Origin of the sequence: Streptomyces sp. NBC_00385, assembly GCF_035917155.1 — a bacterium.
In the GTDB taxonomy this organism is placed as follows: domain Bacteria; phylum Actinomycetota; class Actinomycetes; order Streptomycetales; family Streptomycetaceae; genus Streptomyces; species Streptomyces poriferorum.
Genome location: NZ_CP107951.1, coordinates 8141163 through 8164703 on the forward strand (window position 1 = coordinate 8141163; position 23541 = coordinate 8164703).

A 23541-nucleotide genomic window follows, 5' to 3' on the forward strand; every position below is an offset into this window, starting at 1 on the left:
GGGGATCGCCGGAATCAGACGTCTCAGGCCGCCTCGTACCGGTGCGCCCGGCCGCCCCGCCACTCGACCCACTCGGGGCTGTCCAGGATCCGCTCGGGGTCGTCGAGCCCGGCACCCTCCAGAAACACGATCACATCGTGATCCGAGTGCGCGAGGCCGAGTATCTGGACCCGCCCGTCGCGCTGCACGGTGACGCGCCGCCCACCGGTGGGGGACGGCCGGAAGATCACGATCGGCGCAGAAGTCATGCCTCCAGAGTGCGACGTGCCGAGGGCGGCCGCACAGCGGAACCGGAAACCCGTCCCGGCGGCAGATCAGGAAGGCGTGCGCCGCTCATGCGGGCCGTCGGCCCACGGGCGGGTCAGGCGGCGGACCTGGTGCCGCCGCCGGTGGCCGCAGCCCACTCGACCAGCAGCCGCTGGTACTCCTCCTCGTCCTCCGGGGACAGGCATCCGCCCGAACGCTGCCACAGGTCGCGAATGTCTTCATTCACCTCTGCGGCGGGACGCACGGAACCGGACGGGCACGGAGTCGGGGACATACGTACCAGGCTAAGGCCCCGATGTGACAATCCGACCCATGGCGCGTCAGGGACATCTCTCACATGTCTCTCAGGCAACCTCGGCGGCCAGTCCGAGCTCCCGCAGTCCGTTCGGCCGCTCCTCGACCGGCCGATGCTGGACGAATCGCACCTCGCACCCCAGTGCGGACGCCCCGGCGTCCGCGTGCCGGTCGTCGCCGACCATCACCACATCGGTCGGATGATGTCCCAGAAGTGTGCAGGCTGTGTGGAAGAGGCGTGCGTCCGGTTTCTGGACGCCGTGCTCGAAGGACAGCACATACGCGTCCACGTAGGGGTCCAGGCCGTGCGCCCGGAAGACCGGCCTCAGGTCCCACCCGATGTTGCTGACCACGCCGATCGCGACACCCCGGTCACGCAGCGAGGCGAGCACCTCCGCGGCGTCCGGATACGGACGCCAGGCGTCCGGGGTCCGGTGGCGGTCGTACAGGGCGTCGTAGAGGCCCGGATCCGGCAGCTCCACCTCGCGGGCCAGGCCCGTGTACGCCTCGCGGTGCCGGTCCGCGCTCTCGTCACGACGGGCCCAGGCCGCCGCCAGACTGCCGGGCACCTGCCGCGGCGGCGGGCCGCCCGGCAGTGCGCCGGAGACCTCCAGCTCCTGCGCGTACCGTTCGAAATCGGCCTCGTCCACGCTCACCCCCCGCTCCGCGAGGGTGGCGGCGAGCCAGGAACGGACGGATTCGATCCGGAACAGCGTCCCGGAGAAGTCGAAGAGAGCACCCTTGATCGGCATGGCCCCGATCCTTGCCGAGGCGGTGCGGCCGGGGCAAGCACGCCTGTTCGGAGGCGGGGGCGGGGTGGGAGCGCCCGTTCAGTCCCTGTCCGTCAGCCTTTGTTCGTGCGGTGGTGGGCTGCGTAGCGGTCGTACCCGGCCGTCGCGAAGGCGGTCAGGGCCGCGCCGAGCAGCCAGCCGCCCAATACGTCGGACGGCCAGTGCACGCCCAGGTAGAGCCGGGTGAGGCCGACGCCGAGTACCGAGACCCCCGCGGCGGCCAGGGCCGCGCGCCGGATCCATGGGCGGCAGCCGGACCGGTGCAGCAGCCACAGCAGCAGACCGCAGCTCACCATGGCCGTCATCGCGTGTCCGGAGGGGAACGACGCGTAATGGGCGGAGTCCACCGGATCGGGCCACCGGGGGCGCTCGCGGCCGACGGCGGCCTTCATGCCCTGCTGGAGAATGCTGGAGACCAGGGTCGTCACCGCCACCCAGGCGGCGAGCACCCGGGCCCCGCGCTGCCACAGGAAGACCACGGCGACGGCGATCAGCGCACGCATCGTCCACGGGTCCCACAGCCAGTCCGTCAGGATCCGGTTCAGGTGGACGAGGCCGGGCTCCGTCACCGCCCGCCGGTGCAGGGCTTCGGCGATGTCACGGTCCAGGCGCGTCAGCGGGGACCACCGCACGGCGACCAGGGTCAGCAGCACCAGCGCGAGAGCCCCGCAGACGGCTCCCGCCCACGGTGCCGGCGACGGGGTGCGGGTGCGGGGCGCGGGGGAGAGGAGCGGGGAGTGCATGAGGGGATCCTCGCCGACGGGCGGGGCACAGGGCCATCCCGGCGCGGCGGGATGGCGCGGAAGGTGCCGGGGGGCGGTCGCGGCCGGACTGCGCGGCGGGTGCCGGGGGCGGTCGCGGCCGGACGGGCTGCGGCAGGAGCCCGGGCCGCCTATCCCAGTGCGCTGAGCGCCGGAACGAACGCGACCAGAAGCGGAATCGCCGGCAGGAGCGTGGCCGCCGCGGTGAGCCGCAGCCGGCGGCCCGTCGTGAGCCGGCCCGCGGGTGACAGCAGCCGGTTCACCCGTAGCGGCATCTGCGCGTCCGGCGTCGGGCAGGGGCCGAACACCCCACGGTCCTCGTTGAGTTCGACCAGTGCCAGGGCGATCGTCAGCCGGCCGAACCGCCGGGAGGCGGTGTCGTCCGCGGCCAGTTCGACGAGCCGGTGCATTTCGCCGCGGAAGGCCGCGAACACCGGAACCTGCGGGAAGCCGGATGCCAGCGCCGTCGAGCAGTTCAGCAGCCAGTCGTGGCGGGCGTTCGCGTGCCCCTGCTCGTGGGCGAGCACCGCGTCGAGCTGACGGCCTTTCAAACGGCCCAGCGCGGCGGTGGTGACGACGAGCCGGGGCGCCGTGCCCGGCAGCCACCAGGCATCGGGGCGTTCCCCTTCCAGGACCACCAGCCGGCCGCTGCCCGGCTCCTCGCCGGGCAGCAGCGGTGAACGCTCCAGGAGTTCGGCCCGCCGCCGCCTGCGCTCCAGGCGGACACGGCGGATCTCCCGGGTCAGCATCGCGGCCGTCCACACCCCGCCGAGGGCCAGCAGCACGGCCATCACCGCCGACCACGGTCCGTAGGCCGCGAGCGCATAGGCCTCCACGACCGCGTGCGGGGCAGGCGCGAACACATGGCCGCGCACCGCCTGCCAGGCCGCGGCAGCACTGAACGTCATGGACAGCGCGAAGGACAGCAGTACCCCGGCCACCACGCACTGCCACACCCACAGCGCGACCACGGGCTCGCGCTCGGGCCACTCGGCCCGGGCCATCAGCCGCGGGGTCACGACGGCGGCCAGTGCACCGAGCAGCAGCAGCACGAGGGAGACCAACATGGCGTCAGCCTATGAGCGGTACGGCACGCACGGGTATGGCTGCGCTCGGCAAGTGACGTACGCCACGGTTTGCTGGACTTCCTGTCTCACAGGGTGAGCAGCATGGCGAACATGGCTATTCCCATGGTCAGCCGGCAGGCCAGCGCCAGTTCCGGCCGCGCACCCCAGCCTTCCGTCGGTGGTCCGCCGGCCGCGGCGCCGCCCCCGGCCGTCGCCGCCGTCACCGGTATCAGCCGGGCTCCGGAGCGCAGCACGTAGGCGGCGTAGTAGGCGAGGAGCAGTCCGGTCAGCAGCGGAACGCCCCCGGCGACGGCCATGGCGTGGGATGCGTGGGAGCCGTGGGCCGCCGCGCCGGGCCCCGCCATCACGACGGACATGTAGACCATCGCCGACGAGCCGACCAGGTGGTGCAGATGGTGACCGCTGCGGCGGGAGAACCAGAGCGCGCGCAACGCGGCGATGCCGAACAGCACGGCGTACAGCAGCCATCCCCACGCGGGCGGCGCGGCGACGGCCGCCGGCACCGCCATCGCGGCCATGCCGAAGCCCATCAGCGCCTCCGCGCGTGCCGCCCTGCGCTCCTCGCCGGTCCTGGCGTGAGCCCGCAACAGGCAGTACGCGCCGGTCGCCGCGCACAACGCCATCAGCAGCCAGCCGGACATCGCAGGTCCGTGCACAGCGGAACCTCCCCCTGGGCGAACGACATCGCCGTCGTCCAGACGATGCCCGTGGCCCGACGCCCGTACGCGGCGCACTGGGGCAAAGGGGGAGCGCGCGACGGGGGTGAAACGCGAGGGATCCGGCGCGGGCCCGCCCGGCCCCGGCCGCCCGGCGCACGGGCCATGGTCCGGAACAGGGATCCGGACCCGGGAGTTACGCTGCTGCCGCACAGCCACAGCAGCGAAACGGAGAGCCTCCCCATGGACACCGCCCCGCACCGCACCCCCGGTCAGCTGACCTTCCGCGACGCGACCGACACGGACGTGCCCGCGCTCGTGGAGCTGATCCAGTCCGCCTACCGCGGCGATTCCAGCCGGGCGGGGTGGACCACGGAGGCGGACATCCTGGAGGGGCAGCGCACCGACCCCCAGGGCGTCCGCGACGTGGTGCGGGCCCCCGGCAGCCGCCTGCTGGTCGTGGAACGCGACGGCGAGCCGGTTGCCTGCTGCCAGCTCGAACACCGGGGTGAGGCGGCCTACTTCGGAATGTTCGCGGTCCGTCCCTCGCTCCAGGGCGCGGGACTCGGCAAGCTGATCATCGCTGAGGCCGAACGCACCGTACGGGAGAGCTGGGGTGCGCGCGAGATGCACATGACCGTGATCTCGGTGCGTGATGACCTGATCGCCTGGTACGAGCGCCGCGGCTATCGCCGTACGGGGAAGCTGAGCCCGTTCCCGTACGGCGACGAGCGCTTCGGCATTCCGCAGCGCGACGACCTCGCCTTCGAGCTGCTGGTCAAGGACCTGCTCCAGGGCGTTCGTTGAAAGTCCCGCCTGCCCGGCGGTGTCCGGCACGCACGCTGGGGGTGTCCGTCGGGCCGGCCTGAGGGCCCGCCGGGCTACGCGGTGAAACGGCCCGCGCGGCGGATCTCCGGGAAGTCGGTGGTCGCGCCGTCGAGCCCGAGTCCGCGGGCCAGCCGCAGATGATCCTGGGTGTTGACCACCCAGCCGACCACCGTCAGCCCCTCGGCGTGGGCCCTCTCGACCAGTTCCAGCGTGATGCGCCGGACGTTGAGCACCAGCCGGGTGGCGCCCACCGCCTTCGCGCGGTCCACCACGTCGTTGCCCCAGCGGCTGGCCACGAGGGCCGTGCGTACCCCCGGCACCAGCTGGGCGATCTCGGCGATGGCCTCGTCGTGGAACGAGATCACCTCGACCCGGTCCACGAGATCGCGCCGCCGCATCACCTCCGCCAGTGTGCGGGCGGCTGCCACGTCCTTGATCTCCGCCTGCAGCGGGGAGCGCACGGCGTCCAGGACCTCCTCGAAGACCGGCACCCGCTCCCCCTGCCCGGCGTCGAGTTCGCGCAGCTCCGACAGGGTCTTGTCGGCGATGGGTCCCTTGCCGTCGGTCGTCCGGTCCACCTCGGCGTCATGCATGACAGCGAGGGCACCGTCCTTGCTCAGATGCAGGTCCAGCTCGATGAGGTCCATCCCGGCCTGTTCGGCGTGGATGAACGACCGCAGCGTGTTCTCCGGCTCGACACCCATCACCCCGCGGTGGCCGATGGTGAGAAAAGACAAGGGACTCTCGCTTCCGTCGACGGCTTCTCCCCGTGTGCCTACCCACCCGGGGCTACGGCATGACCGTGAATCCGGCTGCCCGGTGGCCCGTCCCGGAGTGCCGGGCAGCCGTGTGCGGCGGAGTGGCTCCATGTCCCTGTACGTCGGCGGCGCCGAGCAGGAATCCGGTGATGAGGGCGGCGACCAGGACGGCACGGATGCTCACGCGCGGGTTCTCCCGAGTGCGGACGAGGGGCGGATGCTGTCCGTCCTACCGGCAGTGGTCCGCCCACCGCGAGCAGCGTCACTCATGCGTGGGCGTGTCCTTCGCGGGCTTGCCGGGCAGGCGTGCGAAGGAAGTCGGCTCGCCCACGCTGTCCCTGCCAGCCGCTCTGCCGTGAGGCCCGTCCGTCCACCGAAGAATGCGCCGGAGCGTTGGCTCGCAGGAAAAATCGCGGTGACCATGGGGGGTCGGCAGGATAATTTTCATGCCCCCACTTGTCTCGGGGAACCGCACACAGATACGGTTGCTTGACGCGAGGTTCTCCCGTGGAGGAAGTGTTATGACGGAAATTCTTGTGCACGACGTCGCCGCCGGCGACATAGCTTCCGCCCAGCGGGTGGTCGAGCACCCGGCCTGGCCCGCGCTCAAGAATGCTGTGGAGGAGATCCGCCCCTGGCAGTCGAAGGACGGCTCCATCGACTTCGAGGCCGAGGGCGCGCCCGCGCCGACGGCCGCCGAGACGGCCCTGGAACGGGTGGTCACCGCGGTCGAGCAGCTCTCACCGCTGCTCCCGCACGACGCCGCGTACCACCGTGCCCTTGTCATGGACCTGCGTCGCTGGGCCGCCGACGGATTCGGCGTCCCCGACTTCCTCGACTCGCTGCTGGCGTTCCAGCCCGCCAAGGACCGCCTGGACGGGCTTCAGCACCTCGCCGTCTTCGCGATGTACACGCAGAACGGCAATCCGGACCGCAATCTCGAAGCGGTCGTGCTCCGGATGGTCTGGCCCGAGTGGCTCGCCGATCTGGAGGCGACCCGCTACGACAACCCGTTGTTCTGCGGCATCACCTTCGAGGACTTCACCTCCGGGTACGACACCAACTCCGCCGTGCTCTTCCCGGAGACCATCGCCGTGCGCGAGGCCCCCGAGCGCTTCAGCTGGGGCGGCATCTTCTGCGACCGTGAGGCCGCCCGCTTCCGCCGCGTCACCGAGGCCTCCGTCGAGCTCCTGGGCGTCGAGCTGCCCGAGGACATCCGCGAGATGGTCGGCGACCAGCAGCGCTGCGAGCAGGCCTTCGTGCTCTGGGACATGGTCCACGACCGCACCCACAGCCACGGCGACCTGCCGTTCGACCCGTTCATGATCAAGCAGCGCCAGCCGTTCTGGATGTACGGGCTCGAAGAGCTGCGCTGCGACCTCACCGCCTTCAAGGAGGCCGTGAAGCTGGAATCCGAGGGCAACGCCCACGGCCGCGACGTGCAGTACGCCGTGCTGTTCGACCGGATGTTCCGCTTCCCGGTCACCGGCGAGCGCGTGCGCAACTACGACGGTCTCGGCGGTCAGCTGCTCTTCGCGTACCTCCACAAGCACGACGTCGTGCGCTGGACGGACAACACCCTGAAGATCGACTGGGAGCGGGCCCCGCAGGTCACCAACCAGCTCTGCGCCGAGATCGAGAAGCTGTACCGGGACGGCATCGACCGCCCCAAGCTCGTCCACTGGTTCGCCGCGTACGACCTGGTCGCGACGTATCTCGCGCCGCACCCCGGATCCCGCTGGGCCAAGGGTCCCGACGCGCTGGACCTCTCCCAGCCGCCCCGCAAGCTGGTCGACGACGTGCTTCCGGACGAGTTTCCCCTGAGCATGTTCTATGAGGCGCTCTCCAAGAAACTGAAGAACGTGATCGCCTCCACCAAGGGGATCACCGCCGCGGGCGCCGGGCAGGCGGCCGCGTGAGCGCACGTCATGAGGAGGCGGTGGCCATGAACGGAAACGGCAAGGGCAGCGGGAGCGGTGCGCTCGAAGGCGCTGTCGTCGCGGTCGCGGGGGCGGCCGGACCGGCCGGCCGGGCGACCCTCCTCCGGCTCGCCGAGGCGGGTGCGGTCGTCGTCGCGTCGGACGCGAACGCCACCCGGCTCGCCGAGGCGGTGGACGCGGCGCGCTACGCCCACGGCGGCGCCACCGTCACCGGCGACACCGTGGACCTGCTCGATCTCGACGCCGCCCGCGACTGGGCCGACAAGACCGAGAAGGAGTTCGGCAGGATCGACGGGCTGGTCCACCTCGTGGGCGGCTGGCGCGGCAGCAAGACGTTCGCCGACACCGACCTCGCCGACTGGACGCTGCTGGAGAAGCTGCTGATCCGCACCGTCCAGAGCACCTCCCTGGCCTTCCAGGACGGTCTCCAGCGCAGCGACCGCGGCCGTTACCTCCTGATCAGCGCGGCCGGCGCGAGCAACCCCACCGCGGGCAACGCCGCCTACGCGGCGTCGAAGGCGGCGGCGGAGGCCTGGACCCTCGCGCTCGCGGACTCCTTCCGCAAGGCGGGGGGCGAGGAGGGCCCGCAGAGCGCTGCTGCGATCCTGGTCGTGAAGGCACTGGTGCACGACGCGATGCGCGCCGAGCGCCCGAATGCGAAGTTCGCGGGCTTCACCGACGTCAAGGAGCTGGCCGATGCCATCGCCGGCGTCTGGGACCGGCCCGCCCCGGAAGTGAACGGAAAGCGCCTGTGGCTGACCCCGCAACCGTAAGGACCGACGCGCGTCGTCATCACGACCCGCAGGTACGCGGATTCGCCAGTGACAACTACGCGGGGACCCACCCGGAGATCCTCGCGGCCCTCGCCCTCGCCAACGGCGGCCATCAGATCGCCTACGGCGAGGACGACTACACCGGTCACCTCCAGCGCGTGATGCACAGCCACTTCGGCCCCACCGCCGAGGCCTTTCCGGTCTTCAACGGAACCGGCGCCAACGTGGTCTCGCTCCAGGCCATGACCGATCGCTGGGGCGCGGTCATCTGCGCCGAGTCCGCCCACATCAACGTGGACGAGGGCGGCGCGCCGGAGCGGGTCGGCGGCCTCAAGCTGCTCACCGTCCCCACCGAGGACGGCAAGCTCACGCCGGAGCTCATCGACCGGCAGGCGTACGGCTGGGACGACGAGCACCGTGCCATGCCGCAGGTCGTCTCGATCACCCAGAACACCGAGCTGGGCACGGTCTACACACCCGACGAGATCCGGGCGATCTGCGAGCACGCCCACGGGCACGGCATGAAGGTCCACCTCGACGGCGCCCGCATAGCCAACGCCGCGGCCTCCCTGGACGTACCGATGCGTACGTTCACCAATACCGTCGGCGTCGACGTGCTCTCCTTCGGAGGGACGAAGAACGGGGCCATCTTCGGCGAGGCCGTCGTGGTGCTGAACCCCGACGCCGTCCGGGCGATGAAGCATCTGCGCAAGCTGTCGATGCAGCTCGCCTCCAAGATGCGCTTCGTGTCCGTCCAGCTGGAGGCGCTGCTCGCCGGCGATCTGTGGCTGCGCAACGCCCGGCACGCCAACAGCATGGCCCAGCGGCTCGCCGAGGGCGTCCGGGCCGTGGACGGCGTGGAGATCCTCTATCCCGTCCAGGCCAACGCCGTCTTCGCGCGGCTGCCGCACGAGGTGAGCGAGCGGCTGCAGAAGCGCTTCCGTTTCTACTTCTGGGACGAGAAGGCGGGCGATGTGCGCTGGATGTGCGCCTTCGACACCACGGAGGACGATGTCGACGCGTTCGTCCTCGCCCTCAAGGAAGAGATGGCTGCACGATAGCGGCTGTATGGATATGCGGTCGATCGGAAATCTATTGACTCCGGTCGGCCGCTTCCCTACGCTCGGCGGCCATGGAGCTCACCCAGCAGGTTCCCGACATCTCTGCCTACCTCGTCGCCGATGACGCGATCGACCATGAACACCCGCTGGTCCGCGACACGGCCGCACGGCTGCGCTCCGCGACCACGGGCGCATACTCATACGCGGAGGCGGCGTACTGTTTGGTACGTGACACCGTCCCGCACTCCGTCGACTCGGGCGACACGCGCGTCACCTGGCGCGCCTCGGACGTCCTCGCCACCCGCAACGGCATCTGCCACGCCAAAGCGCACGCCCTGGCCGCCCTGCTGCGCGCCGAGGGCATCCCGGCCGCGCTCTGCTACCAGGGACTCGCCGACGACGACGGGGAGCCCGGGGTGGTGCACGGGCTGATCGCACTCCGGCTCCCCGGCCAAAACCGCTGGTACCGGCAGGATCCGCGGGGCAACAAGCCCGGCGTGGACGCGCAGTTCTCGCTGGAAGAGGAGAGGCTGGCCTGGCCCGTCCGGCCCGAGCTCGGCGAAGTCGACTACCCGACGCTCTACGCGGCGCCGCACCCGGCCGTGCTGCGCGGTCTGCGCACCTCCGCCGACCGCTCCGAACTCTGGCGTGCGCTGCCGACGGCGCTCTGACCGCCGGCCCCACCGGATGCCCGGTGCGGCCCCGGCCGGGAGCGGGGACCGCCGTCCGTGCTCGGGAGTGACGTTTCCGCCGCCGGGCCCCAGCGAGTGATTCAGCTGCGCTCGCGGACCTCGGCCGCCGTCGGAGCCGTACCCCCGAGGTGCGAGGGCACCCACCAGGTGTCGCTCGCGTCCTTCGGGCGCACCGGGTAGGCGCGCTGGGCGGCCTCGAGCAGCTCCTGCACGCGCTCCCGCAGCCGCCGGGTGATCGCACCCGCGTACTGGTCGGTCGGGGCCTCCAGTGGCTCACCGACCCGGATCGTCACCGGGATGTGGCTGCGCCTGAAGTTGCGCGGACGCCCCTTGGTCCACAGGCGCTGGGTGCCCCACAGTGCCATCGGGATGAGGGGAACGCCGGCCTCCTGGGCCAGGCGCGCAGCGCCCGACTTGAAGCTCTTCAGTGTGAAGGACTCCGAGATCGTCGCCTCGGGGAACACCCCGACGATCTCGCCGGAACGCAGCGAGGCCAGCGCGTGCGCATACGCGTCCTCGCCCTGCTTGCGGTCGACGGGAATGTGCTTCATGCCGCGCATCAGGGGGCCCGAGACCTTGTGCCGGAACACCGATTCCTTGGCCATGAACCGCACCAGCCGCTTCTGCGGCAGCGCCGCGAGCCCGGTGAAGATGAAGTCCAGATAGCTGATGTGGTTGCTCACCAGAACCGCGCCGCCGGTCTTCGGGATGTGCTCCGAACCCTGAGTGTCGATCTTCAGGTCGAGCGCCTTGAAAAACGTACGAGCGGCGCCGATGACCGGCCGATAGACGAGTTCTGCCATCTGGAGAAGACCCTTCTTCAGCGCCTGGGGAGGGTTCTCCCGGCGGAAGTTACGCAGCCGTAGGTTTTCGGCATTGGGCCGATCGTGCCCCATGCGCGTCGTGGTGGCCAGTCCCGTCGGGCGCGGGGCGCGAGATTCTCGTCACGTGGAACGTCGGGGAATGTCCCGGCGGCTGCGGGTGCTGACCCTTTGCGTAGAGCTCTGACAGGAGGCCGAAGGTGGATGTGCGGACGCGTGAGGAGCGGCTCGATGCCGCCCAACTCGGCGTGGAATTGGGGGAGAGGGCCACGCTCGTCCAGTTCTCCAGCGCGTTCTGTCAGCCATGCCGGGCCACCCGCCGCACTCTCGCGGAGGTGGCGGGCATGGTCGAGGGCGTCGCGCATGTGGAGATCGATGCCGAGGCGCATCTCACTCTCGTACGCGCGCTCGGCATCAGCCGGACCCCGACCGTCCTGGTCCTCGACGCCTCCGGACTGGTGGTCCGCCGGGCCGTCGGGCAGCCGCGCACCGCCGATGTCGTCGCCGCCCTGGGGCAGGCGATGTGACGGACCGTGATGCTTCTCCCACCTTGTGGGACGGCCTTGACTCCACCCGCCGCGCATCGTCAGTCTGACGTTATGCCGCCAGAACTCCTTCTCTACGGCCGGGTCCATGTCGACCTCGCCCGCAACGCGAGTGCGCGCTGTCCGGATGCCTGAGCATCCACGGCCCCGCACACCCGACGCGCAGAAGGACATCTCCATGACGGCATCTCCCGAGACCGGCACCCACCGGACGGCATCCCCGGACCTCCTGCGTTCCGTGTTCCGGCAGCACGCCGCCGGAGTCGCGGTGATCACCGCGGCCGGAGAACGGCCGGTCGGTTTCACCGCCACCTCGCTCAACTCCGTTGCCGCCGACCCGCCGCTCATCTCCTTCGGTGTCGGCACCTCGTCCTCCAGCTGGCCGGTCGTCGCGGAAGCCGACCACATCGGCGTGCACATACTCGGCGAGCATCAACGGGAGCTGGCCGCCACCTTCGCGCGCAGCGGCGCCGACCGGTTCGGCCCGTCCACCGATTGGCGCAGCGGACCGGAAGGCGTCCCGGTGCTGGACGGCGTGCTCGCCTGGCTCGTCTGCCGGGTCGTGGCACGGATCCCGGCGGGGGACCACCGGATCGTGATCGCCCAGGCGGTCGTCGGGGATCCGGCGGGGGGCGGCAGGCCGCTCGTCTATCACCAGGGCAGGTTCACGGCTCTGCGAGACTGAGATCATCCGGTGGCGCCGGACTGGCCGGCGTAGGCCAGATCACAGTGCCAAGCGCTTGCTTAATGGGCGCCCAATGGGTGTACTGACGAGTAATATTACGGTCGGAGCGCCGGTCGCCCCGACCGGAAATCGCCCCATCAGGCGCCTATGCTGCGTGCAACAAGGCAGCCCGGAAATGACGATGCAGTAGGAGAGCCGGCGTGAGCTTGAGGATCGTTGTCTGTGTGAAGTACGTGCCCGACGCGACCGGTGACCGGCATTTCGCCGATGACCTGACGTTGGATCGTGAGGATGTCGACGGTCTGCTGTCGGAGCTGGATGAGTACGCGGTCGAGCAGGCGTTGCAGATCGCGGACGCGGCGGACGATGCGGAGGTCACCGTGTTGACGGTGGGTCCGGAGGATGCCAAGGACGCGTTGCGCAAGGCGTTGTCGATGGGTGCGGACAAGGCCGTTCACGTCGAGGACGACGATCTGCACGGTACGGACGCGATCGGTACGTCGTTGGTGCTGGCGAAGGCGGTCGAGAAGACGGGTTACGACCTGGTGATCTCGGGGATGGCGTCGACGGACGGCACGATGGGTGTGGTTCCGGCGCTGCTGGCCGAGCGGCTGGGTGTGCCGCAGGTGACGCTGCTGTCCGAGGTTTCCGTGGAGGGTGGTGTCGTGCGCGGCCGCCGGGACGGTGACACGGCGTCCGAGCAGCTGGAGGCGTCGTTGCCCGCGGTGGTGTCGGTGACCGACCAGTCGGGTGAGGCCCGTTACCCGTCGTTCAAGGGGATCATGGCGGCGAAGAAGAAGCCGGTCGAGTCGCTGGATCTGGATGATCTGGGGATCGACGCGGACGAGGTGGGTCTGGGCGGTTCCTGGACCGCGGTGGATTCCGCGGCCGCGCGTCCGGCCCGCACCGCGGGCACGATCGTCAAGGACGAGGGCGAGGGCGGCAAGGCCCTGGCCGGGTTCCTGGCGGGCCAGAAGTTCATCTGAGCCCCGGCTGTTGTCCCACCGCCCCCGCACTCCCTCGTACACGCAGGAGATTGAAGTCCCATGGCTGAAGTTCTCGTCTATGTCGACCACGTGGACGGTGCCGTCCGCAAGCCCACCCTGGAGCTGCTGACGCTCGCCCGCCGCATCGGCGAGCCCGTCGCCGTGGCCCTGGGCAGCGGTGCCGCGGACACCGCCGCCACGCTCGCCGAGCACGGTGCGGTCAGGGTCCTGACCGCGGACGCCTCCGAGTTCGCCGACTACCTCGTCGTCCCGAAGGTCGACGCGCTGCAGGCCGCCTTCGACGCGGTGTCGCCGGCCGCGGTGCTGCTGCCCTCCTCCGCGGAGGCCAAGGAGATCGCGGCCCGTCTCGCGGTCCGGATCGGCTCCGGCATCATCACCGACGCCGTCGACCTGGAAGCCGGCGACCAGGGCCCGGTGGCCACCCAGTCCGCGTTCGCCGCCTCGTACACCACCAAGTCCCGTGTCTCCAGGGGCATCCCGGTCGTCACGGTCAAGCCGAACTCGGCCCCCGTCGAGCCGGCTCCGGCAGCCGGTGCCGTCGAGGCCCTCGCGGTGTCCTTCTCGGCGCAGGCCACCGGCACCAAGGTCGTCTCCCGCACCCCGCGCGAGTCGACCGGCCGCCCGGAGCTGACCGAGGCCGCGATCGTCGTCTCCGGCGGGCGCGGTGTCAACGGCGCGGAGAACTTCCACGTCATCGAGGCACTCGCCGACTCGCTGGGTGCCGCGGTCGGTGCCTCGCGCGCCGCGGTCGACGCGGGCTGGTACCCGCACACCAACCAGGTCGGCCAGACCGGCAAGTCCGTCTCCCCGCAGCTCTACATCGCCTCGGGCATCTCCGGCGCGATCCAGCACCGGGCCGGCATGCAGACCTCCAAGACCATCGTCGCGATCAACAAGGACGCCGAGGCCCCGATCTTCGACCTCGTCGACTACGGCGTCGTCGGCGACCTCTTCAACGTCGTCCCGCAGCTCACCGACGAGATCACCGCCCGCAAGGGCTGAGCCCCCGACCGGCACGCACGGACAACGGCCCGGGGCCGCACGGTGAAACCCACCGCGCGGCCCCGGGCCGTTTCCGATCACCATTGACGCAGGTACGACAGCCTTATAACTTCACTATACGGATTGTTGATTCCGGGAAGCGGAAACGACGAGAGCGTGGAGGGTGCGAAAATGGGTCAGCAGGAGAAGGTGGCGACGAGCCTCGCCGGTGCGGTCAGCGACGGGATCAGCGCCTCCCTCACGGCGGTCGACGCCGAACTCGCCCGCCGCTACCCGGGCGATCCCGGAACGCGCCAGCCCGTCCACACGGTCTACGTACCCGGGGACACCTTCACCGCGGACACCATCCGTTCCTGGGGCGACCGGGCGCTGGAGGCGCTCGACGAGCACGCCCCCGACGCCGCCTCGTTCGCCGCGGTGCTCGGCATCCCGGAGGCGCTCGCCGGGCCGGTCCACGACCGCGTACGTGCCAAGCTGACCCGCGAGCCCGTCGAGGACCTGCGCATCGACTTCGAGGACGGCTACGGCCCCCGGTCCGACACCGAGGAGGACGAGGCCGCGGCGCGCGCGGCCCGGCTGATCTCCGAGGCGTACGCGAAGGACACGGCGGCGCCGTACATGGGCATCCGGATGAAGTGCATGGAAGCCGGTGTGCGCGGCCGCGGCATCCGCACCACGGACGTCTTCCTCACGGGCCTGATGGAGGCGGGCGGCCTCCCCGAAGGGCTCGTGCTGACGCTGCCGAAGGTGACGTACCCCGAACAGGTCACCGCCTTCGTCCAGCTTCTCGAAGCCTTCGAGAAGGCGCACGCCCTGCCCTCCGGGCGGCTCGGCTTCGAGATCCAGATCGAGACCAGCCAGTCGATCCTCGCCGCCGACGGCACCGCCGCCGTCGCCCGCATGATCGATGCCGCGCAGGGCCGGGCGACGGGCCTGCACTACGGCACGTTCGACTACAGCGCCTGCGTCGGGGTGAGCGCGGCCTACCAGGCGAGCGACCATCCCGCGGCCGACCACGCGAAGGCCGTGATGCAGGTGGCCGCCGCGGGCACCGGAGTGCGCGTCTCCGACGGCTCCACCAACGTCCTGCCCGTCGGCCCCACCCCTCAGGTCCACGAGGCCTGGCGGCTCCACTACGGGCTCACCCGGCGCGCCCTGGCCCGCGCCTACTACCAGGGCTGGGACATGCACCCGGGTCACCTCCCGACCCGTTACGCGGCCGTCTACACCTTCTACCGCGAAGGCCTGGAGCAGGCCGCGGCCCGGCTCGCCGCCTACGTCGCGAAGGCGGGCGGCGACGTGATGGACGAACCCGCCACCGCCAAGGCGCTCAGCGGCTACCTGCTGCGGGGCATCGACTGCGGCGCCCTGGACACCGCGGAGGTGGCCCGGCTGACCGGACTGACCCGCGCGGACCTGGACGCCTTCGCCTCCCCGCGGCGTGGCGGACTGACGGTGACCACGCCGTAGTCCGCGCGGCAGCCTCTCAGGCCGGGCGCAGCTCCCCCGAACCGCGCGGGATCAGCCTCGTCGGGAGCTCGACGCGTGCCGGGCTGTGGTCGGCGCCGTCGAGCCTCCGGAAGAGGTGCTCGGCCGCGGTGCGCCCGACGGCCGCCGCGTCCTGGGAGATCACGGTGATGCCGAGCAGGTCCGCGAGCTCGATGTCGTCGAACCCGACCAGGGCGACCGGTCGTTCCCGGCCGGCCAGGACGCGTACCGCCGTCACCGTCACGCGGTTGTTGCCCGCGAAGAGCGCGGTGACGGGTTCGGGGCCGGAGAGCATGGTCTCGGCGGCCGGCCGGACCCGTTCGGGCTCCGTGGAGCCGAGCGAGACCCAGGAGTCCTCGACCGTTATCCCGGCATCGGCCATGGCGGTGTGGTAGCCGCGCAGGCGCTCGGTGGCCGTGTGGATCCGCGGCTGGTCACCGATGAACCCGATGCGGCGGTGGCCGTGCGCGATCAGATGGGCGACACCCTCACGGGCGCCCCCGAAACTGTCCGAGAGCACCATGTCGGCCTCGATCCGGCCCGCCGGACGGTCCACGAAGACCGTCGCTATGCCCGCCTTGATCTCCGGCTCCAGGTAGCGGTGGTCGTCCCCGGCCGGAATCACGATGAGTCCGTCGACCCGTCGCGCGCACAGCGCGAGCACGAGCTCCTCCTCACGCTCCGGGTCCTCGGCGCTGGAGCCGTTGATGAGCAGGGCGCCGTGCGCCCGGGCCACCTCTTCCACGGCGCGGCTCAGCGGGCCGTAGAACGGGTCCGCCAGGTCCTCCAGGACCAGGCCGATCGACGCGGTGCGGCCCTTGCGCAGCACCCGCGCGCTGTCGTTGCGGCGGAAGCCCAGCGCGTCGATGGCCTCCTGGACCCGGCGCTCGGTGTCGGGCGTGACCCCCGGCTCGCTGTTGACCACGCGCGAGACCGTCTTGAGGCCCACTCCGGCACGGGCCGCCACGTCCTTCATGGTCGGCCGATTGCCGTAGCGGGGCTCGGGGTGACGGGTGGTCTCGGCCACGATGCGCTGTCCTGTCGTCGGGTACGGGCTGTCCGGAAGCGCCGCGGCGGGTGCCGCGGAGGAGGCCGGAGGCTGTGGCGTCGAGCATAGGCCCTGGACAACGTTGTCAGAGGAATGGAGACTATGCAGACTATTTACTGAAGTCGCAGGTCCCACCACCTCACCCACGGAGCCCACACCGATGCATACCGACCTCGTCGCCGCGCTGGACATCGGCGGCACCAAGATCGCCGGGGCGTTGGTGGACGGCGACGGCACGCTCCGCGTCCGGGTGCAGCGTCCGACGCCCGCCCGCGAGGACAGCGAGACGGTGATGGCGGCGGTGGCCGAGGTGCTGGCCGAGCTGTCCGCGTCGCCCCTGTGGGGCCGGGTAACCGCTCTGGGCATCGGCAGCGCCGGTCCGGTGGACGCCGCCGCAGGCACGGTCAGTCCGGTGAACGTACCCGGGTGGCGGGACTTTGCGCTGGTGGAACGGGTGAGGGCGGAGACCGGAGGTCTCCCCGTCGAGCTGGTCTGCGACGGCGTGGCGATCGCCGCGGCCGAACACTGGCTTGGCGCGGCCCGTGGCCACGACAACGCGCTGTGCATGGTCGTGTCGACCGGCGTCGGCGGCGGGCTCGTCCTCGGCGGCGCCCTCCACCCCGGCCCGAGCGGCAACGCGGGCCACATCGGGCACATCAGCGTCGACCTCGACGGCGACCCGTGCCCGTGCGGGGCGCGCGGCTGCGTCGAGCGCATCGCGAGCGGCCCCAACATCGCCCGCCGCGCCCTGGAAGGCGGCTGGCGGCCCGGCCCCGACGGTGACGCGACCGCTGCCGCGGTCGCGGCTGCGGCCAGGGCGGGGGACCCGGTCGCGGTGGCCTCGTTCGAGCGGGCCGCACAGGCGCTGGCCGCGGGCATCGCCGCGACGGCCACCCTGGTCGAGATCGACATCGCGGTGATCGGCGGCGGCGTGGCCGGTGCCGGCGAGGTGCTGTTCGCCCCGCTGCGCAGCGCCCTGCGGCGGTACGCGACGCTGTCGTTCGTGCAGAAGCTGACCGTGGCGCCGGCGGTCATGGGCAACGACGCGGGCCTGGTGGGTGCGGCGGCAGCGGCCTTCGCCGCGCGCGTGGGCGCGGACGGGGCGGTATCGGTGTAGGCGCCTTTCGTCTTTGGATCAGGCCGGACCCCGCGAGCCCGGCGTGATCCGGACCAAAGGCCCCCCAGGGCGGTCTCCGGGTGGCGGCGCAGAACGTCGCCACCCGGTCCTCGGAATCGCTCTGCTCCCCGGCGGCCTCAGCAGGTGATGCGGAGGTCCGCCCAGTCTCCGTGGTCGGAGTCGACGCCGTCGCCCCCGTCGGTGACCACCAGACGGACGACCTGGGCACCGCTGACGTCCGCCGAGACGGGCTGCGCCGCCATGGCGTTGGTCAGGACCCCGGTCGATGCCGCCTTCGTGCCGTCCGCCCAGATCTCGAAGGCCACGCTTCCCTTGGCGCCCTTCTCGTCGTCGACCCCGACGTGCGCCGTCACCGTGGCGCACGCGCCGCCGGTGTAGTACTCGACGGCACTGGCCGCATGCACCCCCAGCCCCTTGGCGTACACCTCACCGCCGAGGGTCAGCGGATGCCCGTCACCCGTCGCGCTCTCGCCGTTGCTGGCGTCCTTCTCCACCGGTCCGTAGCCGTTGGACGCGGTGAGCTGCGGCAGATCGCTGAGGTAGCCGCCGCCGGCCGGTGGCGCCACCACCACATGTGCCTGGAACGGCACGGCGGACCGTACCCGCTGCCCGGTGGGCGAGCGGTACCGTGCGGTGAGCGTCAGATCGTAGGTCCCGGTGGCCGTGCCCGGCGGAGCCGTCACCCGCCAGCGGGTGGTCAGTGCCCCTCCCGTCGGCAGGGCCGGCGCGGTGGTAGCGGAGTCGGCCGCGATCCGCCAGCCGGACGGCCCGTTGAGCGCGGCCGACGCCTGCACGGCGGGGGTCCGGCCCAGATCGGTGACCGTCGTCGTCAGCCGTGCCGTGCGACCCGCCTCCACCAGCGGGCTTCCGTCCAGGGCCAGTTCCACCGCGGGCGGGTACGCCGCCCAGTGGCGGTCGGCGGCCACGCGCAGCATCACCGTGCCGTGGGCCGGCACCGTGGCGGAGAGGCCGCCCGCGGTGTTGCGCGTGGTGTGCGCCCACAGATCGCGCACGGTGTACGCGTCGGCCCGCGGAAGCCCCGCCGCCGCGGCCGTGGTCGAGATCCGCTGCGCGCTCCCGGTCTCGTTGAACAGCGCCACCGCCCGGCTGCCGTCCCGCATCTCCTTGGCGACGACCCACCGGCCGCCTTCGGAGGAGAGCACGACGCCCTGCTTGCCCAGCGGGTCCTGGTCGACGGCGATGACCTCCTGGTTGGAGAGGATCCGGTACGTCTCGGGCGTCGCCGTGCGCAGGTCGGAACCGATCAGCAGCGGCGCGGCCATCACCGACCACATGGAGAAGTGGGTGCGGTACTCCGTGTCGGTCATCCCGCCGTTGCCGACCTCCAGCATGTCGGGGTCGTTCCAGTGGCCGGGACCCGCGGCCGCGGCGAGCGGCAGGTTCTGCTTCATGATCGACAGCATGCTGCTCCAGCTGTCGTTGATGTCGCCCGTGGTGCGCCAGAGGTTGCCGAGTTCGGCGGCCCATTCCCAGGGCTTGTTCTGGCCCCATTCGCAAATGCTGTAGACGATCGGGCGACCGGTGGCGGCCAGCGCGTCCCGCATCGTCGTATAGCGCTCTTTCGCGTCCACGCCCTGGTTGTTGCAGTTGTCGTACTTGAGGTAGTCGACGCCCCAGTCCGCGAACTGCCGCGCGTCGCTGTACTCGTGACCCAGCGCGCCGGGAAGGCCGACGCTGTCGCAGGTCTTGGTGCCCGCGCTGGTGTAGATGCCGAGCTTGAGCCCCTTCGAGTGGACGTAGTCCGCAACGGCCGCGATGCCGTTCGGGAACCGCACCGGATCCGCTTCCAGCTTGCCGTCCGCATTACGCTGCGGCTTCGCCCAGCAGTCGTCCAGGTTGACGAACTCGTAGCCCGCCTCCTTGAGCCCCTTCTCGACGAAGATGTCGGCGATCCCTTTGACCATCTCCTCGTTGAACTCGGCCCTGCAATGGGTCGAGTTCCAATTGTTGAAACCCATGGGCGGAGTGAGCGCGAGGCCGCCCCCGGACCGTGCGCCGGCCGTCGGCGCCGGGGCGGGTTCCGGAGACTGTGCGGCGGCGGGAACGGTGACTCCCGCCGCACACAGGAGGCCCGCGGTCAGCGCTCCGATGACTCTGTGGCGGCTCGTGCGGGTTGTACGGCTTGGAAGATGACGCATCGTTACGTTCCTCCGTACTCGTGCCGAATCGAGTGGCGGCATGTGCACGCCAAGACGAGCGATTACGTTAGAGCGTGTTGAAGTCTGTTGGAAGAGGGGTGGTGCCGGTTGTTCGGTATCTCGTCAAAACCCTTGACGCCACTGCTCGTTGGGGGTGAGATCCAAGCGCACGTTCGGTTGTGTTGGGTTGCCTTCCGGAGGAGGGGGTCATGGCGCACTCGTACGACAGGTCAGATCTGCCCGGCAGTGTCATGGGACATCGGATGTCCCGGCGAACTCTGCTACGCGGCGCCGCAGTCGGTGCCGGCGCGGTCGCGCTTCCCGCACTGCTCACCGCGTGCGGAGGCGGGCCCGGCGGTGACGGCAAGACCATCACCCTGGGCTCGAATGCGTCCGACCCCATTCCGAAGAAGGCCTTCGCCGACGCCTTCAAGGCCTACGCCGGCCAGTCGGACGGCCGAAAGGTGAACGTCAACACCGTTGATCACAACACCTTTCAGGAGAACATCAACCGCTATCTGCAGGGAAAGCCCGACGACGTCTTCATGTGGTTCGCCGGATACCGCATGCAGTTCTTCGCCAAGAAGGGGCTGCTGTACGACATCAGCGACAACTGGGAGGGCTACGAGGGATTCTCGGACGCTCTGAAGGCCCAGTCCACCGGTGAGGACGGCAAGCAGTACCTCACGCCGTACTACTACTACCCGTGGGCCGTGTTCCACCGGAAGAGCCTCTTCACCGAACGGGGCTACCAGGCGCCCAAGACGCTCGACGAGTACGTGGCCCTGGCCAAGCAGATGAAGAGGGACAAGCTCGACCCCATCGCGTTCTGCGACAAGGACGGCTGGCCCGCGATGGGCACCTTCGACTACATCAACATGCGGACCAACGGATACGAATTCCACAAGAGCCTGATGGCCGGCGAGGAAGCCTGGACGGACAAGCGCGTCAGGGAGGTCTTCGACACCTGGCGGCGACTGCTCCCGTACTGCCAGCAGGGCGCCAACGGCCGCACCTGGCAGGAGGCGGCCACCAGCCTCCAGAAGCGGGACGCGGGCATGGCGGTCTTCGGACTGCCGCACCCCGGCGCCCAGTTCCCCAAGGCGGAGCAGGACGACCTCGACTTCTTCCCCTTCCCCGTCATCAATCCGGAGCACGGGCAGGACGCCGTCGAGGCTCCGATCGACGGGTTCCTGCTGGCGAAGAAGTCGAAGAGCCTCAAGAACGAGAAGAGCCTGGAGAGCGCCAAGGACCTGCTCAAGTGGCTCGCCACCGGCAAGGCCGAGGACATCTACCTCAAGAGCGACCCGAACAACATCGCGGTCAACGACCGGGCGGACACCTCCCAGTACTCCGCCATCCAGAAGAAGGCCGTCGACATGGTGTCGGGGGCGAAGCAGATCTCCCAGTTCCTGGACCGTGACACCCGTCCGGACTTCGCCTCCACGGTCATGATCCAGGCGATCCAGAAGTTCATCAGCAGTCCGAACGACGTGGACGGCCTGGTCAACGACATCGAACGGCAGAAGAAGACCATCTTCGCCTCGGACTGAACCGGGAGTACCGACCGTGTCGTTCATCTCGGGGCGGCGCACCGGACGACGGGGCTCGCGACGGTTCACCCGTCGCGACCTCGTCGTGCTCGGCGCCCTGCTCGGCATACCCGTCCTGCTCGACATCGCCATCGTGTGGGGGCCGACCCTCGCCTCCGTCGTCCTCTCCTTCACGAGCTGGGACGGCATCGGCGACATCGAGTGGGTCGGCACCCGCAACTACACGAACCTGTTCACGAACTACCCGCAGTTCTGGCCCGCCGCCCGCCACAACCTGCTCTGGCTCGCCTTCCTCGGCCTGGTCGCCACGCCGTTCGGGCTGCTCCTCGCCGTGCTCATCGACAAGGGCGTGCGCTTCAGCCGCTTCTACCAGTCGACCCTGTACATGCCCGTCGTGCTCTCCCTCGCCGTGGTCGGGTTTATCGCGCAACTGGTCTTCTCCCGCGACCAGGGAGCGCTCAACGCGATCGTCGGCGACACCGCCTCACCGACCGACTGGCTGGGCGATCCCGACCTCAACATCTGGATGGTCCTGCTCGCGGCCGCCTGGCGGCACACCGGCTATGTGATGATCCTCTACCTCGCCGGACTCAAGGCCGTGGACACCTCTCTCAAGGAGGCCGCCGCGATCGACGGGGCGAGCGAGACCCAGACCTTCTTCCGCATCGTCTTTCCGACACTGCGCCCGGTCAACATCATCGTCGGTGTCATCACCGTCATCGAGTCGCTGCGCGCCTTCGACATCGTCTACGCGGTCAACCACGGCCGCAACGGCCTGGAGCTGCTCTCGGTGCTCGTCACCGACAACATCATCGGCGAGGCCAGCCGGATCGGGTTCGGCTCCGCCATCGCCGTCGTCCTGCTGGTCGTCTCCCTGGGATTCGTCGTGACGTATCTGGTCCAGGAGATCCGAGGGGAGAAGCACCGATGACCACGCAAGCAGCCGACGCCCGCCCGGCGCAGCCCGTCCCCGCCACGTCCCGGCGCCGGATCCGCCCCGGCCGGCTCGGCGTGCACGCCTTCCTGATGACGGTCTCGCTCGCCTTCCTCGCCCCACTGCTGCTCGCCGTGTACGCCTCGCTCAGGCCCTACGACGAGACCTCGGAGCACGGCTACTTCTCGCTGCCCCGCCATCTCTCGCTGGACTACTACCGGCAGGCGTTCACCGACTCCGGCATGACGAAGTACTTCGTCAACACCATGATCATCGCAGTGCCCGGGGTCCTGATCACCCTGTTCCTCGCCTCGTTCGTGGCGTTCGCGCTCGCCCGGCTGAAGATGCGCGGCGGGCTCGTCCTGCTGATGCTCTTCACCGCGGGGAACCTCCTTCCGCAACAGGTGATCGTCACACCGCTGTACGTCGTCTTCAACCGCATCCCGCTGCCCTACTGGATGTCCGACTCGATGACGATGTTCGACTCCTACTGGGCCGTCATCCTGGTGCAGGTCGGATTCCAGCTCGGCTTCTGCGTCTTCGTCCTCGCCAACTTCATGCGGACCCTCCCGCAGGAGATCCTGGAGGCGGCCGTCGTGGACGGCGCCGGCGTCTGGACCCAGTACTGGCGGATCACCCTGCCCCTGTGCCGTCCCGCACTCGCCGCCCTGGGGACGCTCCAGTTCACCTGGATGTACAACGACTTCCTCTGGGCGCTGGTCTTCATCTCCGACGGCGACAAACTTCCGGTCACCTCGGCGCTGAACAACCTGCGCGGCCAGTTCTTCACCGACTACAACCTGCTTGCCGCCGGCTCGGTGATCGTCGCGCTCCCGACCCTAGTGGTTTTCCTGCTGCTCCAGCGGCACTTCATCGCGGGGCTCACGCTGGGGTCCAGCAAGGGGTGACGTATGACCTGCGAATACTTCCGCGACACCGGCCTCCCCGCCCAGTACCGCCTCTGGGAAGGGAGCGGCAGGTGAACGGCGACGGCCCCAACTGCCCCGAGCAGCAGGTGAACCCGGTCGCCGAGCACGTCCGTGACAACCGGATCGGCCACCTGTATCCGTGCGCCGGCTGCGGCCACGTCCGGTCGACGAACCGGGAATTCGACGCATACGGGCAGGAGGCGGCGTGAAGGCCGCGACGAGAGGGCCGGTGTCCTGCCGGGTGTGTGGCCGGCCGCTCCGGTCGACGTGGTTCGACTGAACGTTCCAGTTGGCTTCTGAGCGCTCAAGTTGGCTCGTCGAAG

At 70.3% G+C, this 23541-nt stretch carries 26 protein-coding genes; 15 read left to right on the forward strand and 11 right to left on the reverse strand.

What is annotated here, in order from left to right; translation table 11 throughout:
* Window positions 1-23 precede the first annotated feature (23 nt).
* From OG959_RS35925 to OG959_RS35950, 6 genes are all read right to left on the reverse strand, one after another.
* Window positions 24-248, reverse strand: a complete 225-nt coding sequence (locus OG959_RS35925) for a hypothetical protein (protein WP_148015402.1) — start codon at window positions 246-248, stop codon at window positions 24-26.
* A 113-nt stretch (window positions 249-361) separates the two neighbouring features.
* Window positions 362-541, reverse strand: coding sequence for a hypothetical protein (locus OG959_RS35930; protein ID WP_326665290.1), 180 nt, complete (start codon window positions 539-541; stop codon window positions 362-364).
* Window positions 542-611: 70 nt separating this feature from the next.
* Window positions 612-1313, reverse strand: coding sequence for an HAD family hydrolase (locus OG959_RS35935; protein WP_326665291.1), 702 nt, complete (start codon window positions 1311-1313; stop codon window positions 612-614).
* A 92-nt stretch (window positions 1314-1405) separates the two neighbouring features.
* Window positions 1406-2095, reverse strand: coding sequence for a phosphatase PAP2 family protein (locus tag OG959_RS35940; protein WP_326665293.1), 690 nt, complete (start codon window positions 2093-2095; stop codon window positions 1406-1408).
* Window positions 2096-2244: 149 nt separating this feature from the next.
* Window positions 2245-3180, reverse strand: coding sequence for a M56 family metallopeptidase (locus OG959_RS35945; protein WP_326665295.1), 936 nt, complete (start codon window positions 3178-3180; stop codon window positions 2245-2247).
* 86 nt (window positions 3181-3266) lie between these two features.
* Entirely contained in the window at window positions 3267-3857 is a 591-nt protein-coding gene (locus OG959_RS35950; RefSeq protein ID WP_326665297.1) for a DUF5134 domain-containing protein, read from the reverse strand.
* A gap of 243 nt (window positions 3858-4100) precedes the next feature.
* Here OG959_RS35950 and OG959_RS35955 point away from each other — a divergent pair, with 243 nt between their 5' ends.
* Entirely contained in the window at window positions 4101-4664 is a 564-nt protein-coding gene (locus OG959_RS35955; protein ID WP_326665298.1) for a GNAT family N-acetyltransferase, read from the forward strand.
* Window positions 4665-4738: 74 nt separating this feature from the next.
* On the opposite strand, the gene OG959_RS35960 is transcribed toward OG959_RS35955, so the two are convergent.
* Both OG959_RS35960 and OG959_RS35965 read right to left on the reverse strand, forming a co-directional pair.
* Window positions 4739-5422, reverse strand: a complete 684-nt coding sequence (locus OG959_RS35960; protein WP_326665300.1) for a glycerophosphodiester phosphodiesterase — start codon at window positions 5420-5422, stop codon at window positions 4739-4741.
* A 52-nt stretch (window positions 5423-5474) separates the two neighbouring features.
* Window positions 5475-5627, reverse strand: coding sequence for a hypothetical protein (locus OG959_RS35965; RefSeq protein ID WP_326665302.1), 153 nt, complete (start codon window positions 5625-5627; stop codon window positions 5475-5477).
* Between the two features lie 337 nt (window positions 5628-5964).
* On the opposite strand from OG959_RS35965, the gene OG959_RS35970 reads away from it, so the two are divergent.
* From OG959_RS35970 to OG959_RS35985, 4 genes are all read left to right on the forward strand, one after another.
* Window positions 5965-7362: a DUF6421 family protein gene (locus tag OG959_RS35970; protein ID WP_326665304.1), complete on the forward strand. Its 1398-nt coding sequence runs from the start codon at window positions 5965-5967 to the stop codon at window positions 7360-7362.
* Between the two features lie 26 nt (window positions 7363-7388).
* A complete protein-coding gene (locus OG959_RS35975; RefSeq protein WP_326666809.1) occupies window positions 7389-8156 on the forward strand; it encodes an SDR family NAD(P)-dependent oxidoreductase in 768 nt (255 codons plus the stop codon).
* Window positions 8135-9217 (forward strand): threonine aldolase family protein, encoded by a 1083-nt coding sequence (locus OG959_RS35980; protein ID WP_326665305.1) that lies wholly within the window; start codon window positions 8135-8137, stop codon window positions 9215-9217. The genes OG959_RS35975 and OG959_RS35980 overlap by 22 nt, the downstream gene beginning before the upstream one ends.
* A 71-nt stretch (window positions 9218-9288) precedes the next feature.
* Window positions 9289-9888 (forward strand): transglutaminase family protein, encoded by a 600-nt coding sequence (locus OG959_RS35985; protein WP_326665307.1) that lies wholly within the window; start codon window positions 9289-9291, stop codon window positions 9886-9888.
* Window positions 9889-9989: 101 nt separating this feature from the next.
* Here the strand turns inward: OG959_RS35985 and OG959_RS35990 are convergent, their stop codons facing one another.
* Window positions 9990-10712 (reverse strand): lysophospholipid acyltransferase family protein, encoded by a 723-nt coding sequence (locus OG959_RS35990; protein WP_148015412.1) that lies wholly within the window; start codon window positions 10710-10712, stop codon window positions 9990-9992.
* 218 nt (window positions 10713-10930) lie between these two features.
* On the opposite strand from OG959_RS35990, the gene OG959_RS35995 reads away from it, so the two are divergent.
* The 5 genes from OG959_RS35995 to OG959_RS36015 all read left to right on the forward strand — a co-directional run bounded on the left by OG959_RS35995 (window position 10931) and on the right by OG959_RS36015 (window position 15439).
* Window positions 10931-11257: a TlpA family protein disulfide reductase gene (locus OG959_RS35995; RefSeq protein ID WP_326665309.1), complete on the forward strand. Its 327-nt coding sequence runs from the start codon at window positions 10931-10933 to the stop codon at window positions 11255-11257.
* Between the two features lie 196 nt (window positions 11258-11453).
* On the forward strand, window positions 11454-11960 hold the full coding sequence (locus OG959_RS36000; protein WP_219573239.1) for a flavin reductase family protein: 507 nt from the start codon (window positions 11454-11456) through the stop codon (window positions 11958-11960).
* Between the two features lie 200 nt (window positions 11961-12160).
* Complete coding sequence (locus tag OG959_RS36005) at window positions 12161-12946, forward strand: electron transfer flavoprotein subunit beta/FixA family protein (protein ID WP_326657294.1); 786 nt, start codon at window positions 12161-12163, stop codon at window positions 12944-12946.
* A 60-nt stretch (window positions 12947-13006) separates the two neighbouring features.
* Window positions 13007-13969 (forward strand): electron transfer flavoprotein subunit alpha/FixB family protein, encoded by a 963-nt coding sequence (locus tag OG959_RS36010; protein WP_326657295.1) that lies wholly within the window; start codon window positions 13007-13009, stop codon window positions 13967-13969.
* A gap of 171 nt (window positions 13970-14140) precedes the next feature.
* Window positions 14141-15439, forward strand: coding sequence for a DUF6986 family protein (locus OG959_RS36015; protein ID WP_326665312.1), 1299 nt, complete (start codon window positions 14141-14143; stop codon window positions 15437-15439).
* 16 nt (window positions 15440-15455) lie between these two features.
* Here OG959_RS36015 and OG959_RS36020 read toward each other — a convergent pair whose 3' ends face one another.
* Window positions 15456-16484 carry a LacI family DNA-binding transcriptional regulator gene (locus tag OG959_RS36020; protein ID WP_326665314.1) on the reverse strand — a complete coding sequence of 343 codons (1029 nt, stop codon included), beginning with the start codon at window positions 16482-16484 and terminating at the stop codon, window positions 15456-15458.
* A gap of 181 nt (window positions 16485-16665) precedes the next feature.
* Here OG959_RS36020 and OG959_RS36025 point away from each other — a divergent pair, with 181 nt between their 5' ends.
* Entirely contained in the window at window positions 16666-17622 is a 957-nt protein-coding gene (locus tag OG959_RS36025; RefSeq protein ID WP_326665316.1) for an ROK family protein, read from the forward strand.
* 137 nt (window positions 17623-17759) lie between these two features.
* Here OG959_RS36025 and OG959_RS36030 read toward each other — a convergent pair whose 3' ends face one another.
* Window positions 17760-19802, reverse strand: a complete 2043-nt coding sequence (locus OG959_RS36030) for an NPCBM/NEW2 domain-containing protein (protein WP_326665317.1) — start codon at window positions 19800-19802, stop codon at window positions 17760-17762.
* A gap of 263 nt (window positions 19803-20065) precedes the next feature.
* Between OG959_RS36030 and OG959_RS36035 the strand changes: the two genes are divergently transcribed.
* The 4 genes from OG959_RS36035 to OG959_RS36050 all read left to right on the forward strand — a co-directional run bounded on the left by OG959_RS36035 (window position 20066) and on the right by OG959_RS36050 (window position 23427).
* The gene (locus OG959_RS36035; RefSeq protein ID WP_326666811.1) at window positions 20066-21355 is read left to right on the forward strand and encodes an ABC transporter substrate-binding protein; all 1290 of its coding nucleotides are present in this window, start codon (window positions 20066-20068) and stop codon (window positions 21353-21355) included.
* A gap of 16 nt (window positions 21356-21371) precedes the next feature.
* On the forward strand, window positions 21372-22286 hold the full coding sequence (locus OG959_RS36040; protein WP_326665319.1) for a carbohydrate ABC transporter permease: 915 nt from the start codon (window positions 21372-21374) through the stop codon (window positions 22284-22286).
* On the forward strand, window positions 22283-23197 hold the full coding sequence (locus tag OG959_RS36045) for a carbohydrate ABC transporter permease (RefSeq protein ID WP_326665321.1): 915 nt from the start codon (window positions 22283-22285) through the stop codon (window positions 23195-23197). Before OG959_RS36040 ends, OG959_RS36045 begins: the two co-directional genes overlap by 4 nt.
* A gap of 71 nt (window positions 23198-23268) precedes the next feature.
* Complete coding sequence (locus OG959_RS36050; protein ID WP_326665323.1) at window positions 23269-23427, forward strand: hypothetical protein; 159 nt, start codon at window positions 23269-23271, stop codon at window positions 23425-23427.
* Window positions 23428-23541 lie beyond the last annotated feature (114 nt).